A 15,905-nucleotide genomic window follows, 5' to 3' on the forward strand; every position below is an offset into this window, starting at 1 on the left:
GCACGGTTACGCCTCCCAGACGCCGACACTCGTGCGGTCGTCGGCGTACCCCTTCACCCTGAGCTGGGTGTCCGCGAGGAAGGCCGCAAGGCCGGGCGGTTCCGGGGGCGTCCAGCGTTCGGCGAGCTCGTCGGCGAGGGCGCGCTCGCCGCGCAACGGCTCGGCCAGCCCGGTGCTGCAGAGCAGCAGCGTGTCCCCCGGTCGGGCCACCGAGGCCCGGAACCGGAAGGGCTCCGCGGGCGGCGGGGGCGAGCTCTCGATGTACGGGGACGGAGGTGTCGTGATCCCCAGGTCCATGGTCAGCCGGTCACCGTGGGGCCCGCTCTCGGGGGACGCGGATCCGAAACCCACGACGGGCTCCCCGGTGACGGCCCCGGGCGCCGGAACGTCCGGTTCGAGGTCCCGCCAGACGCCGTCACGCAGCCGGAAGAGCCCGCCGCCGCCCACTCCGAAGAAGACCCGGGTGCGGCAGTCGGGGTCGGCCGACAGCAACAGGCAGCGCAGGCCCGCGGTGTACTCGTGCGGTTCGAGCCCCAGCTCGGCGGCGCGGGCGCGGAGCCTGCCGTAGCTGCGGTCGGTGAGGCGTTGCAGACCCGATTTGAGGTCGGCCCGGCGGCCTGCCCTTATGTCCTCGGCGAGGCGGGCGTGGCTACGGCCGACAGCACCGCCGATCCAGCGGCAGGCGTCGGCGGCCGCGAGATGGGCGCCCTCGGCGGCGCGGGCCCCGCTGGCGACGGCGACGAGTACGAGGGCGTTGTCGGCCGCGCCGAAGCGCACGGTGAGCAGGGCGTCGCGCCGGGGCTCGCCGCGGAACCGCGCGGAGTCCCCGCGCACCGAGGCGGCCCGCAGGGTGTACGTGCCGTACCTGGCCCCGTCGAGCACGGTGTCGGCGACCAGCCCGTCGAGTTCCTGGGGGGTGGTGGCGGGCAGGGCGGTGGGCTCGGCGTCGTAGGTGGGCGGCCGGTCCCCTACGTACATGACTCCGGGGCGGGATGTGGGTCCGGGAGCCACCGGGTCGGGGCCGCCCGGGGTGGCCCCGGCGCCGGAACCGGTCGCCCCGCCGGGTGCGGGCTCCTCCGGGGACTCGGCACGCTCGGCGACCGGCCGCCTCGGCAGAGGCGGCACGTGCTCGGCCGGAGCCGGGACCGGAGGCGACACCGGGACGGGTGGTGGTCCATCGACGATCCCCGGCCGGTCGTGTCCGGGCGGCGGGACCGGGGGCGGCTCATCGACGGGCGGCGGCTCGGGATTCGACGGCGCGGCGAAGGCACGTGGCTGTGCGGCGCCGCGCGGTGGCTCCCACGGGGCACGCCCGGCCTCCGCCGGTGGCTCCCACGGCGCACGTGCCTGTACAGGTGGCGCGGGCGGTGTCCGAGGATCGGGCACGGCCGCGCCCGTCCCTCCGTCCCCGTCATCACGACCGGGCTCGCCCTGCCCCGACGGACCCACCGCGTCCGAGGCCGAGTCGAAGCGGTCGTCGAGACTGTCGGCCGCGTCGGTCGACCCGGTGTCCGCGGCGGTTTCGTCGTACAGCCTGCGCCACCAGTCGTCCTCGTGGGCGGCGGGCCTCTCCCCCTGCTGACTCATGCCCTTATTGTCCACCGCACGGGCCGTACGAAAACGGGTCATCGGGAAAAAGAGGTCCGCCGGGCGACCCCACCCCCCACGGGAAGGACGCCCGGCGGACCGGTTCCGGTGTGACCCCGGTCAGCGCACCACGTATGCGTCGACGATGGTCTGGACGACGGAGTTGCCGTTGGCGTCCGTCAGTTCCGTCTTCAGCGTGACCGGCTTGCCGGCCGCGCCCGCGTGGTTCACGGTCGCGGTCCAACGCCCGTTCCGCTGTGCGGTGGTGGCCTGGGTCCAGGTCGTGCCACCGTCGTACGAGTACGAGACCTTGGCCGCGGTCAGCTTGCCGGGTGTGTAGCCCGCGTGGCCGGTGACGCTCAGGCCGATCTTCTGACCGTCCTGCGCCGCCAGGGTCTTCATCCCGTCCGTCGCCAGGTCGTAGCCCGGGAAGAGGAGCGGGATGCCCTGAGAGTACGCGTTCTCGTCACGCTTCGAACGGAATTTCCAGGTGGTCTCGGTCTGGGTGGACCGCTTCCACACTGCCGCGGGCGAACCGACCTTCATGGTGACCATGGTCAGTTCGTACGGTGCGTCCGCGGCCGGCACCTCGAACACACCGGACGGGTATCCGGAGCTGCCGAAGTTCTTGTCGCCGCTGGTCAGCGTCATGTTGCCCAGGTCGCCGAACGAGCCCTGGATACCGCCGTGTTCGCTGTCCGCCCAGAAGCCCGGGGCGACGCCGATCAGGTTGTCCTGCCGCTCTGCGGCGAGCACCTCCTTGCCTTGGAGGTCGCGCGGAGTGGACGGGCCGACGATGCCCCGATACCAGTTCTCCGTGCGCTGCGAGCCGGACTTGTAGGTGTGGGCCGGGTCGACCATGGACTCGCCCCAGGGGAAGCTGGAGGAGACGAAGCGCTCCCAGGTGTTGTCGCCCGCCGAGTAGTACTCGGTGCGCTTGCCCGGGACGGCCACGGTGTCGAACACGGCGGAGAAGCGCCCGCCGTACGGCCGGTCGATGACCAACGAGTCGACGTAGTCTGCTGCCACGCCCATCGCCTCGTACGTGGCGGTGGACCTGCCGAGCTTGCTGTCACGGACCTTGTACGTACGGTCCGAAGTGACCGGGCCGGTCTCGGGGAAGCCGAGGTTGTAGACGAACGGGCTGGCCGCGGTGGCCTTCCAGCGCAGCGTCACGGGCCCGTCGGCAAGGGCGGCGGTCAGGCCGGCGGCCTCACTCGTCTCGATCGCGAGGGAGGGCAAGGGCGCCGAACCGAAGCCGAGGGACGGCAGCCATATGCCCGCGGACGGCCGGTACACGATGATCGCCTTGGCGCCGGCGGCCTTGGCGTTCCGCGCCTGGACGGTCATGTACCCGTCGTCGGCGACCTTCACCAGAGCGATCTTGCCCTCGACACCGGCGGCCTTCAGCTCGTCCGGAGTGCCGGTGCCCGCGTCGACCAGCGCGGCCTCGCCCGTACCGTCGAGGTTGACGGCGCCGGTGCTCGCCGTCTGCGGGTGCAGCTCGGCACCGCCGACGACCGCGAGCTTGTCGATCTGTGGGGCGTACGCACGCCAGAAGCTGCCGAACTCGAAGTCGCCGTCACTCGCCCGGCCCTCGATGTCGGCGAAGTAGTTCTTGACGATACGGCTGCCGGTGACGGAACCCGAGTGCAGCCAGGTGTCGTCCCAGCTGCGGCCGAAGGTCAGGGTCGTGGAGCGGTTCTCGGACCTGCGGTCCTCGGTCTTGACGTGGAGCCGATGGGCCTTGCGGGCATCCAGTACCAGGGTGGTGTCCTTGGTGACGTTCAGCTGCGGCCTGGCGAGGTAGCCGACGGACTCGACCATCCTGCCGGTGGCGTCCTTCAGGTCCGGCGACATGACGAAGCTGGAGACGAAGTACGCGCCGGGGCGCACCTGGTACACCTGGTCGGCCGCGCCGTCGTTGAAGCGGCGCTCACCGCTGGCGGTGTCGGTGCCGATGACGTCCAGTGAGGAGGAGCCCGCGGCGGGCTTGCCGGTGCGGTCGATGAGCTTGACGCGCAGGGTGACGGTCTCGGCGCCGACGTACAGCGAGAACGGGGTGGAGACCCTGGCGCCGTCGGCGCCGGTGGCCAGTACCCGCCCGGTGACATCGCCGTACTGGGCGGCCTTCAGCTGCGCGGTCGGGTCGATGTGCAGCGGGACCTTGACGGTCGCCCCGGCCGGGACGGTGACACCGCTCGCGTCGAGCCTGGCGACGGAGGAGCGGACCGCCGAGCCGTCGTTGCCGGTGACGCCCTGGACCTTCAGCGACAGCTTCACCGGCTTGGTGCCGGAGTTGGTGTACGGGACGTCGACCGTGGTGCGGTCGCTCCTGTCCTGCGGCCAGTTGAACGTGCCGCCCTGGACGGCGGGGGCGCCGACGACGGTGGTGTCGATGGCAGCCTTGACATCGAGGCGGCCGCCGCCGGTCTCCCGCACGTCACCGGGGATGTCGCTCTTCGCGGAGGACACGAGAGCGGCCTTGATCTGTTGTGCGGTCCAGTCCGGGTGACGCTGCTTCACGATGGCCGCGGCGCCCGCGACATGCGGGGTGGCCATCGACGTGCCGGACATCGTCCGGTACGCGTACAGTCCGCGGCCACCGGCCGCTGCGGCCGAGATGTCGACGCCGGGGGCGGAGATCTCGGGCTTGAGGGTGTGCGAGCCGATCACGGGTCCGCGGCTGGAGAACTGGGCCGTGGAGTCGTCGCGGTCGACGGCGCCTACGGTCAGCACGCTGGGGGCGCAGCCTGGCGAGGAGACCGTGTTCAGCGTCGGGCCGGAGTTGCCCGCCGCGATCACGAACAGGGTGTCCTTGCTGCGGGCGAGTTCCTCGGCGGCGACACTCATCGGGTCGGTGCAGTCGGTCGGCGTCGGGCTGCCGAGACTCATCGAGACCACGTCGGCCTTCTGGTCGACGGCCCACTGCATGCCGGCGATGATCCAGGACTCGGCGCCGGAGCCGCTGTCGTTGAGGACCTTGCCCGCGAGCAGATCGGCGCCCGGGGCTACGCCCTTCTTCTTGCCGTCGCTGGCCGCGCCGGTGCCGCCCACGGTGGAGATGGTGTGGGTGCCGTGGCCCTGACGGTCGTCGGTGGTGTCGGAGTCGGTGAAGTTCTCCGAGGCGGCGATCCGGCCCTTGAGGTCGGGGTGTTCGGCGTCGACACCGGTGTCGAGCACGGCGACCTTGGTGCCCTTGCCGTCGTAACCGGCGGCCCAGGCGAGGTCGGCGCCGATCTGCTTGGTCGACTTGTCGAGGGTGGCCTGAACCTTGCGGTCGAGCCAGAGCTTCTTCAGACCGGAGGCCGAGCGGGAGCGGGTGCCGGTGACGTCCGACCAGAAGTCGGCGGCCTTGTCCTTGTCCGCCTTGAGCGCGACGCCGTCGATGGCGTCGAGTGCGAGTCCGCGCTTCGCGCCGCGCGGGGTGACGGGTGCCGAGCGCGCCAGGTCCTGGCCGTACACCGCGATCAGCGGCAGCGACTTGGTGCTCGCGTCGTCGTAGCCCTGGCGGATCAGCCCGCTGACGTTGAAGAGTTCCTCGTCGACCTTGCCCGCGGCGAGCGCCCCGGTCGCGGTTTCGGGGTAGACGTACAGGTCCTTGCCGGACTGCCGGGTCTGGATGAGCGGCACGGTGCCGTCCTCGCGTGGCAGCGCGGTGGCGGACGCCGCCCCCGAACGGTCCGTGGTCACCAGAACCTTGTCCCCGGTGACCAGGGTGACGGTGACCGGCTTGCCACCCTTCCCGGCAGCGGCAGCGGTGGCTGCCGCACTGCCGGTGAGCGGTCTTGTCGCGGCGGGCGCGTCCTGTGGCACGGCCACGGACGGCGCTACCACGGTGGCGGCCAGGACGGCGGCTGTCGCCGCTCCCAGCGCCGTACGCGATATCGGGCGCATCGCACTCCCCAGGTGATTCCGGAACAAGGGCGCACAAAGGCCTTGTTTCCGGAGGTTGTTGGTACTGCGGTGGCGCCACATTGGCAGAGGTACATGCGATACAGGGATGATGTGCACGGCGGGTTTACGCCGTGGCCGCTTTCCGCCACGGCCGACCGGCCGAAGAGTGCGCGACGATGCGGAAATGACACGTCCGGGGAGGGGTCCGAGGGTGCTGGGAGCCATAGGTCTCGACGAGAGACAGGAGTCCGCCTACCGCGCGCTCGTCGCAATGGGGGCGGCGGAGGTCAACGACCTCGCGCACCGGCTGGGGCTCCCCGAGTCGGAGACCGAGCGGTCGCTGCGCCGGCTGGAGCAGCAGGGCCTGGCCGCCCAGTCGTCCGCCCGCACCGGCCGGTGGGTGGCGGCGCCGCCCGGGGTCGCCCTGGGTGCGCTGCTCACCCAGCAGCGCCATGAGCTGGAACAGGCGGAGCTGGCGGCGGCCCTGCTCGCCGAGGAGTACCGGGCGGATGCCGCCGAGCCCGCCGTGCACGACCTGGTCGAGGTGGTCACGGGCGCGAGCGCGGTGGCGCACCGCTTCCACCAGTTGCAGCTGGGGGCGGCGAGCGAGGTGTGCGCCCTGGTCACCGGGAACCCGATCGCGGTCAGCGGTCTGGAGAACGAGTCGGAGGAGCGGGCCGCCACCCGTGGGGTGTCGTTCCGGGTGGTGATCGAACGCGAGGTGCTCGCGCTGCCCAGCGGGATCCTGGAACTGTCGGCGGCGCTGAGCCGGGACGAGCAGTGCCGGGTCGTCGACCGGGTGCCGACCAAGCTGGTCGTAGCGGACGCCTCGCTGGCCATGGTGCCGCTGACCGGCCGCGGCGCGGAGCCGGCGGCACTGGTCGTCCATGCCTCCGGGCTGCTGGAGTCGCTGATGGGGCTCTTCGAGGCGGTCTGGCGCGAGGCCATGCCGCTGCGGCTCGGCGAGAGCGGCTGGGCCCAGGAGACCGCCGTCGGACCCGATCCGACCGACCTGGAGATTCTGTCGTTGCTGCTGGCCGGGCTGACGGACGCGAGCGTGGCGAAACAGCTGGAGCTGGGGCTGCGGACCGTCCAGCGGCGGGTGAAGGGCCTGATGGAGCTGACCGGCGTTTCGACGCGGCTCCAGCTGGGCTGGCATGCCTACGAACGGGGCTGGGTCTCCCGCACCCCACGAGCCTGAGAGCCTGTCCGGCAGGGTCTCACCATCGTCCGATAGCACCTCTGAGCTGCATCGACGGCTCCCGCCCGGCACCTTGCTGACGGGCGGGACCTGCCGGACTCCGGCAGGCTTGTGAGATGGGTGTGTGGCAGCTCATCGCCGTGGGCCTGGTCATTCTGCTCGGCCTGGTCGGCGTGCTGGTGCCCGGAGTGCCGGGGCAGGCGATCGTCTGGGCGGCCGTGCTGTGGTGGGCACTCACCGACAGGACCCCGGCGGCCTGGGGCGTACTGATCGGCGCCACCGCCCTCCTGCTGCTGAACCAGGCGCTGAAGCCGCTGCTGCGGCCGCGCCGCCCGCGCGAGTCCGGCGCCCCGCGCAAGACGCTGATGCTGGGCGGGATCGCCGGGATCGTGGGCTTCTTCGTGCTGCCCGTGGTGGGCGGAATCGTCGGGTACGTCGGGGCGATCTACGGTGCGGAGCGACTGCGGCTCGGCAGCGGCGGGGCGGCCCGGGCGTCGCTCCGATCGGTGATGCGGGCCACCGGCTACTCCGTGCTCGTCGAGCTGTTCGCATGTCTGCTGGTGACGGGGACGTGGCTGGTCGCGGTGATCCGGAGCTGACCGCTCACTCCTCCCGCGATGGACATCATGCTGGACGCTGTCCAGGTAGGCAGTAACACATCGGATCTCTCCCGCTCTATTGACGTCAGAAGCACCCTTACCTACCTTCCGTGAAGGAATAGCTCGGATGAATTGATGCGCCTGCGTACGAGTCGCCAGGAGACGCCTTGCCCACAGCACCGGACCCTTCCTGCACGCCCCCGACTCCCCGGACGGCCTTCGCGTCGCCGTCCCCCTCCCGAAGAACTGTTCTCGCCACAGGCACCGCGCTCGGCGGCGCCCTGGTGGTGGGCGGCCCGGCCGTCCCCGCCCAGGCAGCAGCCCCGGCCACCGCACCCGCCACCTCCGCCGCGCCCGTCGTGCACTCCCCCGACGACAGCTGGCGCACCGTCCTCGACGACGCCGATCTGCTCTGGCAGAAGCTGCCGACGACCTGGTACGAGGGCCCGTACCTGGGCAACGGCCGCCTCGGCTCCGGCATCTACGCCGAGCCGGGTGCCACGGCCACGGCCGTCCGTTTCAACGTCCAGCACTCCGAGGTCCAGGACCACCGCCCCGAGTTCGGTTCCCTCTTCGGTCTCGCCCGCCTGCCGATCGGCCACTTCACCCTGGAACCGGCCGGCACCATCACCGGGATCGAGTGGTGGATGCGACTGCGCGCGGCCGAGCTCGAAGGCACGATCACCACCACCGCGGGCACCCTGAAGCTCCGCGCCCTCGTCCACTCATCCAGCGATCTCCTGGCCGTCGAGATCACCCCGAGCGAGGGTGAGCAGGGCTTCCGCTGGGTCTTCCACCCCGCCGACGCCATCAGCCCACGGGCCGACTTCAAGCCTCTGCCGGACGGTTACACGGGCAACCCGCCCCCCGTCGTCGAGCAGCACGGCGAGGTGACCGCCGCCGTCCAGCCACTGCTGGCGGGCGGCCAGCACGTCACCGCCTGGCGGGAGCGCACCAGGGGTGACAGCCGCACGCTGTACGTCACCGTCACGCATTCCCACCCGAAGACGACCGCACGTGACCGCGCGCTGCGTACGGTCAAGACCGCCTCCGCCCTCCCGTACGCGCTGCTCGCCACCCCGCATCGCTCCTGGTGGGACCGGTTCTACCGGAAGAGTTTCCTGTCTCTTCCGGACGCCCGGCTGCAGCGCTTCTACTGGATCCAGCTCTACAAGACGGCGTCGGCGGCCCGCAAGGACGCGCCCGTGATGGCGACCTCGGGCCCCTGGCTGGAGCCCACCCCGTGGCCGAACACCTGGTGGAACCTCAACGTCCAGCTGGAGTACTGGCTGATCCACGGCTCCAACCATCTGGAGCTGGATGCCGTCACCCGCGCCCTGAGCGAGTTCCGGGACCAGCTCTCCCGCGAGGTCGCGGCCCCCTACCGGGCGGACTCGGCCGGCATCCCGCGCACCACCGACCCTCAGCTGGTCAACGGCGCGTCCGTGACCGACGGCGGCTACGGCGTCGGCATCCCCGGCCAGGACCCGCCCACCCCCGAGGTCGGCAACCTCACCTGGGCGCTACACAACGTATGGCTCTCCTACCGGCACACCATGGACGAGTCGATCCTGCGCGACACGCTGTTCCCGTTGCTGCGCAAGGCGGTCAACTACTACCTGCACTTCCTGGCACCCGGTACGGACGGCAAGCTGCACCTCCCTGCGACCTTCTCCCCCGAGTACGGCGTCAACGCCCCCGACTGCAACTACGACCTGATGCTGCTGCGTTGGGGCTGCCGCACCCTGCTCGACTCGGCCCAGCAGCTCGGCGTCCACGACCCGCTGACGGCGCGCTGGCAGGAGGTGCTGGCCAAGCTCGCGCCCTACCCGGTCGACGCCAACGGGTTCATGATCGGGGCCGGGGTTCCGTTCGCGAAGTCGCACCGCCACTACTCGCACATGCTCGCGGTGTACCCGCTGTACGAGCTGACGGGCGCGACGCCCGACGAGCGCGCCCTGATCGAGAAGTCCCTCGCCCACTGGGTGGGGTTCGAAGGCGCCCTGCAGGGCTACACCTTCACCGGTGCGGCCTCGATGTCCGCGCTGCTCGGCAAGGGCGAGGACGCACTGAAGTACCTCGGCCAGCTGATGAGCCGCTTCATCCAGGCGAACACCATGTACAAGGAGTCGGGCCCGGTCATCGAGACCCCGCTCTCGGCGGCCCAGTCGCTGCACGACATGGTGTGCCAGTCCTGGGGCGGCACGATCAGGGTCTTCCCTGCGCTGCCCGCCGCCTGGCGGGAACTGACCGTCCACGACTTCCGTACCCAGGGCGCGTTCCTGCTCAGCGCGGTACGGGAAGAAGGCCGGACCCGCTGGGTGCGGGTGACCAGCGAGGCCGGCGCCCCCTGCGTGGTACGCCACGGCATAGACGGCCCGATCGAGATCCGGGACCGCCACGGACGTCCGGTGAAGTACGAGGAGCTGGCGGACGGCACGGTGCGGATCGGCCTCCGCAAGGGCGACTCGGCGCTGATCACGGCCGAGGGCGACCGCCCGGACCTGACGATCCGTCCGGTCGCCCCGAACGCGGCGGCGCCGCGTTGGGGTCTGCCGGTCTGAGCCACTCCGGTCGCACGTCGTCGTAGGACCACAGTCCGGTGCGACGGCCGACGGGGCGGTGGGGCCGGCGTGCGGGGCCGGCCGACGTGCCGGGAGGCCGGTCCCGGATGCCGGCCGGTGAAGGGAATGTGGCCCTCGACGAGGCCGAAGTCACCGGCAGTCCAGATGGCGCACGGCGTACGAGCGCCAGGGCCGCCACCGCTCCGCCCCGGGCGTCCCGTCCGGGTCCACATCGGGATCGCCCAGCGCCCGCATCCTGATCAGCGCCGCGGCTGCCGGACCGATCCCCGGCAGCCGCAACAGCGCCCGCTCGGCCTCGTCGCGGTCGGCGCCGGCGTCGAGACGCACGGTCCCGTCCGCGAGCGCCGCCGCCAGTGCCCGCAGCGCCGGATCGTCCGCCACGCCGGCCAGCACTCCCGGCTCCGGGAACACATGAGTCAGACTGCCGCACGGCACATCGAGGACCTTCCCGTACGTCTCCACGAGCCGCTCCGCCGCTTCCCGGCCGACGAGCGTCCGTACGGCGAACTCCTCGGGGTCCGCGGCGCCGGGCGACCTCAGCCCGGGGCGGGCTGCGACGCGCGGTGCCAGCCCGGGGTCGGCGCCGAGCCTCTCGTCGACGGCGTACGGATCGGCGTCCAGGTCGAAGAGGCGCCGCAGCCGCTGCACGGCCGTGGTCAGATCGCGCAGATCCGTGAGGTTGATCCTGGCGTCCAGCCATGCCCCGGCGGACCGCTCGTCGACGGCGACGACGCCCGAGCCGTACGGCAATCGCAGGGTGCGCCGGTAGGTGCGGGCACCGCGCTCGCCGCTGACCTCCTCGACCCTGGCGACCGCCTCGCCGGCCAGCAGATCGAAGACCTCCCGGGCGGCGTACGGTCCCCGGTGGGCGAGCCGGAGCGGGATTCCGGCCGTGCGCGTCTCCCGCGCCCCCGCCCCCAGACCGGTCCCGGCCTCGGTCCGCAGCGCGCTCGGCGTGCGGGCGTAGATCTGCCGGATCGTGTCGTTGAACTGACGCACGCTGGCGTGCCCGGACGCGAACGCGATCTCGGTGACGGGCAGCTCCGTCGTCTGGAGCAGCACCCGCGCGGTGTGTGCCCGCTGGGCGCGGGCCAGCGCGACCGGTCCCGCCCCCAGCTCGGCGTTGAGCTGCCGCTGCACCTGGCGCGAGCTGTAGCCGAGCCGGTGCGCCAGCCCGGGCACGCCCTCCCGGTCGACCACGCCGTCACCGATCATCCGCATGGCACGGCCGACGACATCGGCCCGTACGTTCCACTCCGCGGACCCCGGGACGGCGTCCGGGCGGCAGCGCCTGCACGCCCGGAAGCCGTTGCCCTGGGCAGCGGCGGCGGTCGGGAAGAACCGGACGTTCTTCCGCTTCGGGGTGACGGCGGGGCAGCTCGGCCGGCAGTAGATGCCGGTGGTCTCGACGGCGAAGAAGAACTCCCCGTCGAACCGCGCGTCGCGGCTGCTCACCGCCTCGTACCTGGTCCGTTCGTCCATCACACCGTCCAGTGTGCGCCACCGGGCGGTGGCGCACTCGCGGTTTTCGGACGTCGACCCGGCCCCCCGATCGGAGCGCGGCGTTACCGCACCCGGCCCCGCTTCGCGTCCATGGCGGCCCGGCCCGCGGCTCCTCTGCGCTTCCATTCGCGCAGCATCTCGGACCGCACCCGGGCATCGGTCTTGGCCACGATGCGCTGGTTCTCGCGCAGCAGCTTGCGGAAGCTGTCGAGGCGCCGCTCGGAGAGCGAACCGTCGTCGATCGCGGCGAGCACCGCGCAACCGGGCTCGGCCTGATGGGCGCAGTCCTGGAACCGGCATCGCGTGGCCAGGTCCTCGATCTCCGAGAAGACCTGGCCGACGCCGGTCTCCGCGTCCCAGAGGCCGACCCCGCGCAGTCCGGGTGTGTCGATCAGTACACCCCCGGAGGGCAGAACCAGCAGATTGCGGGTCGTGGTGGTGTGCCGGCCCTTGCCGTCGACGTCACGGGCGGCCTGCACGTCCATCACGTCGTCGCCGAGCAGCGTGTTGGCAAGGGTCGACTTGCCCGCACCGGACGCTCCGAGCAGCACGCTCGTGCCGCCCGAGACGATCGCGCCGAAGACGTCGAGCCCCTCCCCGGTGGCGGAGCTGACGGGCAGCACCTGCACGCCGGGTGCGACCGCTTCGATGTCCTGGACGAGATACGACAACGTGCCGGCGTCCGGCACCAGATCGGCCTTGGTGAGCACCACGATCGGCTGCGCCGCACCGTCCGTGGCGGACGCATCGTCCCGCAGCAGCGCGTCACCGCTGGAGCTGGACATGGCGAGCGCGAGGAAGCGCTCCACCCGCCCCAGGTCGAGCTCCACGGCGAGCGAGACACAGATGGCGATGTGGTCGACGTTGGTGGCGAGCACCTGACCTTCGGAGCGCTGCGACGACGTCGAGCGCACGAAGGCGGTGCGCCGTGGCAGCAGCGTCCGTACGAACCGCGGATCACCGTCGGGGTCGACGGCGACCCAGTCGCCCGTGCAGACGATCCGCATGGGATCGCGGGGGACGACGAACGCGGTGTCCGCGCGGACGGTGCCGTCGGGCGTGACGACATCGCACTGGCCACGGTCCACCCGAACCACCCGTCCGGGCAGCAGCCCCTTTGCGGCGTGCGGGGCGAACTCGGCAGCCCAGGCGTCGTCCCAGCCGTACGGCGACAGCGGATGCGACGAGGACGGGCCGGCGTCGGGGGAGAGCGGGGAAAGCGAGGAGAAAGACAAGGGAAACCCTTCGGAGGGTGGCCCCGGCAACGCGCACTCGGGCGCGGAGAAGTACGAAAGAAGGTCAGCCGGCGACCACGGGGGTGAGAACGATGCTCTTCCGGTTGTGGGCAGCGCCCATCGCAACGACAGTCATCAATGTCCTCACCTCCTGGTTCACAGCACGGGCCGACACCGGCGGTATGTCCGCCGGCCGCAACGCTGCACACGATAGCCGGGGGCCGCCCGACCCCGTCAACGCATTTTTCGCCCCAGGTCCTCGCGGGCGCATCTGTCCGGGGCGTTCACCGGAGTTGTCACGAAGTCTCGTTCGATCAGGTGAAACAGGCGGACAACGTCCGTTCCGTGGCCGTCATGGTGCCGGGCCGGCCGGTCGGCGAGGAGCTGCTGCCATCCTTCGCTGCGGACGAGCAGGTCGTCATGGCCTCCGCCCACTGTCTTCTGCCGATGCGCCCGCTGGGCTGATCCGCCCGGCCGGCCCCGTCCGATGTCCACCGCCCCCCGTCGAGCGGTGGGCGTCGTCGGTTCCGCCGCAGCACTCAAATGGGTCGGACCCAGCGTGAGTTCGGCGCGGCCCGGTCACTCACCGAGTGTCTCGTCGGACGTGCGCGCCGCGGGAACGAGACGACCCACGTAGGGCGGATCGGACTCGGGGCGCGGCACGCCCTGCTGCCTTGCCCGCCGGGCCGCCTCCCATTCGGCGAGCAGCCGGTCGTAGATGGGTGTGACGTCCTCCGTGTGCCGGTGCCGGCCACACGGGCGCTCACTGTCGTAGTGGTCCATGACCGGCCTTTACCCGGTGCGGCGGCCGACCGCAGCCGGCACTACGGCAACCGGCCCAGTGCGCCCCTCCAACGAGGGTTTTCGGCGCGCCGAGGGCCGTCCCGCACCCCCTGGCGGATCGCCCTTGAGGGGCCGGTCCGTCCGGGCCGCCGAGGAATGACTGCCGCGCGGATGAACCGGCCCCACAAAGGTGTCGGGGAAGCGCCGCCGTCCGGAGCGGCGAGGCTCCAGCCGTTGCCGTTGCCGTTGCCGTTGCCGGACGGGACCGTGATGTCGTCCAGGATGTGCGACAGGGTCTCGTCGCCCTTGGCCTGGGTGGAACTCTTCGTGCACTGCTGGTTCTGCGGCGAGGACAGGACGTCGACGTCCTGGGCCGTGACCCGGGGCGCCTTGATCAGCTGGCCACGGCGGGTTCGGATGTGACGCTTCACCCGAACGATGTCGCTGCCGTCAGGATGTTGCCGAATGCGCGGTCGCGACACCGGAGAATTGCCGTCACCGCGAACACATCGGGAGCTGCCGCTTTCGACGGATCAGCCACCGAGGGACACTCCACCGAGCAGCGGAGCCGCGCTCTTGGCCGCACCGGTGGCCTGACCGGCGACCTTGGCGACGGCGACCTTCTTCTGCACCGAATTCGTGGCACCACCGACGGTGTCGACGATCGGGTCGACGCCCTTGGGGGGTGCGGCCAACACCTGGTCGACGCCGCTGTCGAGGCCGAAGCCGGGGGCCGGGGCGGTGGTAACGGCGAAGGCGGGAGCAGCCGTTCCGAGAGCAACCACGGAACCGGCGACAAACGCAGCGGTCTTCGCGTACTTCACTTTCAGGTTCCCTTCTGCAGCGGCATCTGTTCCGGTCGCGTCCCCGCGCCGCACAAGCCTTCTTTACCTGTGACCTCTGCCGCTTTCGACCTGGATAACGAATCGGACCCGGTCGGGCAACTGCGTGGCCCGCTCTTTCTGATGGACCGCTCGATCGATCGCATGACTATTCACCGGCACGAGTGTTGCGGGGGTTCCGCGGCCGGAATGAGTGGTGCACTGTCAGGTGCTCCGTTCCGCGCAGCTGTCCGGGTGTCCGCCTCCAGCCGCCGGCGCACCGCGCCTCGGGCGATGCGGAGCGGCTTCGGCCGTTCCACCGCATCCGGAAGCACGGCGAACGCGCGGAACGGAGCACGCGGAAAGAGGAAAGCCCCGGATCGCGCACGAGGCGCGATCCGGGGCGAACGGGCGGTGAGCCCTGGGCTCAGCCGACCCGCAGTCAGCCGTTGGAGCAGGCGTTGCCGAACGCGGGGTTCAGCAGACCGATCACGCTCAGCGTGTTGCCGCAGACGTTGACCGGGACGTGAATCGGAACCTGAATGACGTTACCGGAAAGAACACCCGGGGAGTTGTTGGCCGCGCCCTCGGCACCGGAGTCGGCGAAGGCGGGAGTTGCGGCACCGATCGCCATCAGGGTTCCGGCGGCGATGGCGGCAACCTTGGTGTACTTCACTTTCATCCCTTTCTTTGACGGAGTCCGGAGCGGCCACGACTTTCGTGCCGCACGAGCGCAGTCCTGAAGGCTCGTAACTCCGCCACTACAATTCGTAACGACTTAAGACCTTGCGCGAAACTCCCCAAGAAGAAGATTCTTGAGAATCCGCCCGAATGATGCAACTTTCGCTGCTCGGCGCAACCGCGGGGATCATTGGATTTCCCGTCGCGCCGAGAGACCGACCGGCAACAGCAGGCCCGAGCCACACGGAGGGAAGAACCCCGGTGGGCCCGGACCCTCGGTTCGGCGGACTCAGCTGTTGCCGGTGCCGTTGCCCGAGAGCACCGGAATGCTGTCCAGGATGTGCGACAGCTGCTCGTCACCCTTGGCCTGGGTGGAGTTGTCGGTGCACTGCTGGTTCCGCGGCGAGGACAGGACGTCCACGTCCTGGACCGCCACCGGAACCACGCCGACGAGCGAACCGGCGTCGACCTTGGCCGGCATGCCGACGCAAGGCTTGTTCAGGCTGCCCTGAACCAGGCCGAACTGCGGGCTCCAGTCACCACGGGTCTCGGAGTTGCCGAACGACTGCGAAGATCCGCTGCCGTTGACCGAGGTGGTGCCGGTGCCGTTGCCGATCGCCATCGCCTGCGGAGCAAGCGTCGCCGAGATACCGGCGATGGAGGCGGCGACGGCGCCCGCAGCCAGGACCTTCTTGATCACGATTAACCTTTCTCGTGCTTGTTGCCCCGTGTCGGAGCGCCCTGACCAACTCACCGCCGGGCGTTTGGTTCTCTCCATTCACCCGAATGCCGGGTCGACACGGGCACGCGCACCGGTGTGCATCGCGGAGCACGCCGCACCCCCGCGTCACAGGGCAGCGAACACGCGTACGTAATCCGTCCGGGTGGTTACATAATTTCCACGAAATTCTGAGTTTCCCCCACCAAATCTTTGTCGTTATGGCTGTCGTCAAGCGCGACTTCGGGACGCGTGTCAGAGGAGTCCGTACGAGTTCCGCTGAGCCGTGACCGCC

The 15,905-nt window shown here is 70.9% G+C and carries 12 protein-coding genes and 1 pseudogene; 4 read left to right on the forward strand and 9 right to left on the reverse strand.

The window, feature by feature from the left end:
- Window positions 1–6: 6 nt before the first annotated feature.
- Window positions 7–1,587 (reverse strand): protein phosphatase 2C domain-containing protein, encoded by a 1,581-nt coding sequence (locus OG963_RS11840; RefSeq protein WP_371798869.1) that lies wholly within the window; start codon window positions 1,585–1,587, stop codon window positions 7–9.
- Between the two features lie 120 nt (window positions 1,588–1,707).
- A complete protein-coding gene (locus tag OG963_RS11845) occupies window positions 1,708–5,484 on the reverse strand; it encodes a S8 family serine peptidase (protein WP_371798870.1) in 3,777 nt (1,258 codons plus the stop codon).
- Window positions 5,485–5,695: 211 nt separating this feature from the next.
- Here OG963_RS11845 and OG963_RS11850 point away from each other — a divergent pair, with 211 nt between their 5' ends.
- From OG963_RS11850 to OG963_RS11860, 3 genes are all read left to right on the forward strand, one after another.
- The gene (locus tag OG963_RS11850; protein WP_030917068.1) at window positions 5,696–6,685 is read left to right on the forward strand and encodes a LuxR family transcriptional regulator; all 990 of its coding nucleotides are present in this window, start codon (window positions 5,696–5,698) and stop codon (window positions 6,683–6,685) included.
- 116 nt (window positions 6,686–6,801) lie between these two features.
- Window positions 6,802–7,284: a DUF456 domain-containing protein gene (locus tag OG963_RS11855; RefSeq protein ID WP_093775755.1), complete on the forward strand. Its 483-nt coding sequence runs from the start codon at window positions 6,802–6,804 to the stop codon at window positions 7,282–7,284.
- A gap of 167 nt (window positions 7,285–7,451) precedes the next feature.
- Window positions 7,452–9,848 (forward strand): glycoside hydrolase family 95-like protein, encoded by a 2,397-nt coding sequence (locus OG963_RS11860; protein WP_093775753.1) that lies wholly within the window; start codon window positions 7,452–7,454, stop codon window positions 9,846–9,848.
- 150 nt (window positions 9,849–9,998) lie between these two features.
- Here OG963_RS11860 and OG963_RS11865 read toward each other — a convergent pair whose 3' ends face one another.
- Both OG963_RS11865 and rsgA read right to left on the reverse strand, forming a co-directional pair.
- Window positions 9,999–11,351 (reverse strand): DNA-3-methyladenine glycosylase 2 family protein, encoded by a 1,353-nt coding sequence (locus tag OG963_RS11865; RefSeq protein WP_093775751.1) that lies wholly within the window; start codon window positions 11,349–11,351, stop codon window positions 9,999–10,001.
- Window positions 11,352–11,434: 83 nt separating this feature from the next.
- Window positions 11,435–12,607, reverse strand: a complete 1,173-nt coding sequence (rsgA, locus tag OG963_RS11870; RefSeq protein ID WP_093775749.1) for a ribosome small subunit-dependent GTPase A — start codon at window positions 12,605–12,607, stop codon at window positions 11,435–11,437.
- Window positions 12,608–12,925: 318 nt separating this feature from the next.
- Here rsgA and OG963_RS11875 point away from each other — a divergent pair, with 318 nt between their 5' ends.
- Window positions 12,926–13,072, forward strand: coding sequence for a DUF5949 family protein (locus OG963_RS11875; protein ID WP_218160176.1), 147 nt, complete (start codon window positions 12,926–12,928; stop codon window positions 13,070–13,072).
- Window positions 13,073–13,186: 114 nt separating this feature from the next.
- Here the strand turns inward: OG963_RS11875 and OG963_RS11880 are convergent, their stop codons facing one another.
- The 5 genes and pseudogenes from OG963_RS11880 to OG963_RS11900 all read right to left on the reverse strand — a co-directional run bounded on the left by OG963_RS11880 (window position 13,187) and on the right by OG963_RS11900 (window position 15,592).
- Window positions 13,187–13,390: a hypothetical protein gene (locus OG963_RS11880; RefSeq protein WP_030917081.1), complete on the reverse strand. Its 204-nt coding sequence runs from the start codon at window positions 13,388–13,390 to the stop codon at window positions 13,187–13,189.
- Between the two features lie 236 nt (window positions 13,391–13,626).
- Window positions 13,627–13,764, reverse strand: a pseudogene (locus OG963_RS11885) (RdlA protein); the annotation flags it as partial.
- 159 nt (window positions 13,765–13,923) lie between these two features.
- Window positions 13,924–14,214: a hypothetical protein gene (locus tag OG963_RS11890; RefSeq protein ID WP_093775747.1), complete on the reverse strand. Its 291-nt coding sequence runs from the start codon at window positions 14,212–14,214 to the stop codon at window positions 13,924–13,926.
- Window positions 14,215–14,653: 439 nt separating this feature from the next.
- Window positions 14,654–14,887, reverse strand: coding sequence for a chaplin (locus tag OG963_RS11895; RefSeq protein WP_030917090.1), 234 nt, complete (start codon window positions 14,885–14,887; stop codon window positions 14,654–14,656).
- A 294-nt stretch (window positions 14,888–15,181) separates the two neighbouring features.
- Window positions 15,182–15,592, reverse strand: a complete 411-nt coding sequence (locus tag OG963_RS11900) for a rodlin (RefSeq protein WP_093775745.1) — start codon at window positions 15,590–15,592, stop codon at window positions 15,182–15,184.
- Between the last annotated feature and the right edge of the window lie 313 nt (window positions 15,593–15,905).

Source organism: Streptomyces sp. NBC_01707 (assembly GCF_041438805.1).
In the GTDB taxonomy this organism is placed as follows: domain Bacteria; phylum Actinomycetota; class Actinomycetes; order Streptomycetales; family Streptomycetaceae; genus Streptomyces.

What these genes read in the sequence shown, in the direction of transcription:
- OG963_RS11840 (WP_371798869.1), bottom strand. Translation starts at nt 1,587, where the DNA reads ATGAGTCAGCAGGGGGAGAGGCCCGCCGCCCACGAGGACGACTGGTGG.
- OG963_RS11880 (WP_030917081.1), bottom strand. Translation starts at nt 13,390, where the DNA reads ATGGACCACTACGACAGTGAGCGCCCGTGTGGCCGGCACCGGCACACG.
- OG963_RS11865 (WP_093775751.1), bottom strand. Translation starts at nt 11,351, where the DNA reads ATGGACGAACGGACCAGGTACGAGGCGGTGAGCAGCCGCGACGCGCGG.
- OG963_RS11855 (WP_093775755.1), top strand. Translation starts at nt 6,802, where the DNA reads ATGGGTGTGTGGCAGCTCATCGCCGTGGGCCTGGTCATTCTGCTCGGC.
- OG963_RS11845 (WP_371798870.1), bottom strand. Translation starts at nt 5,484, where the DNA reads ATGCGCCCGATATCGCGTACGGCGCTGGGAGCGGCGACAGCCGCCGTC.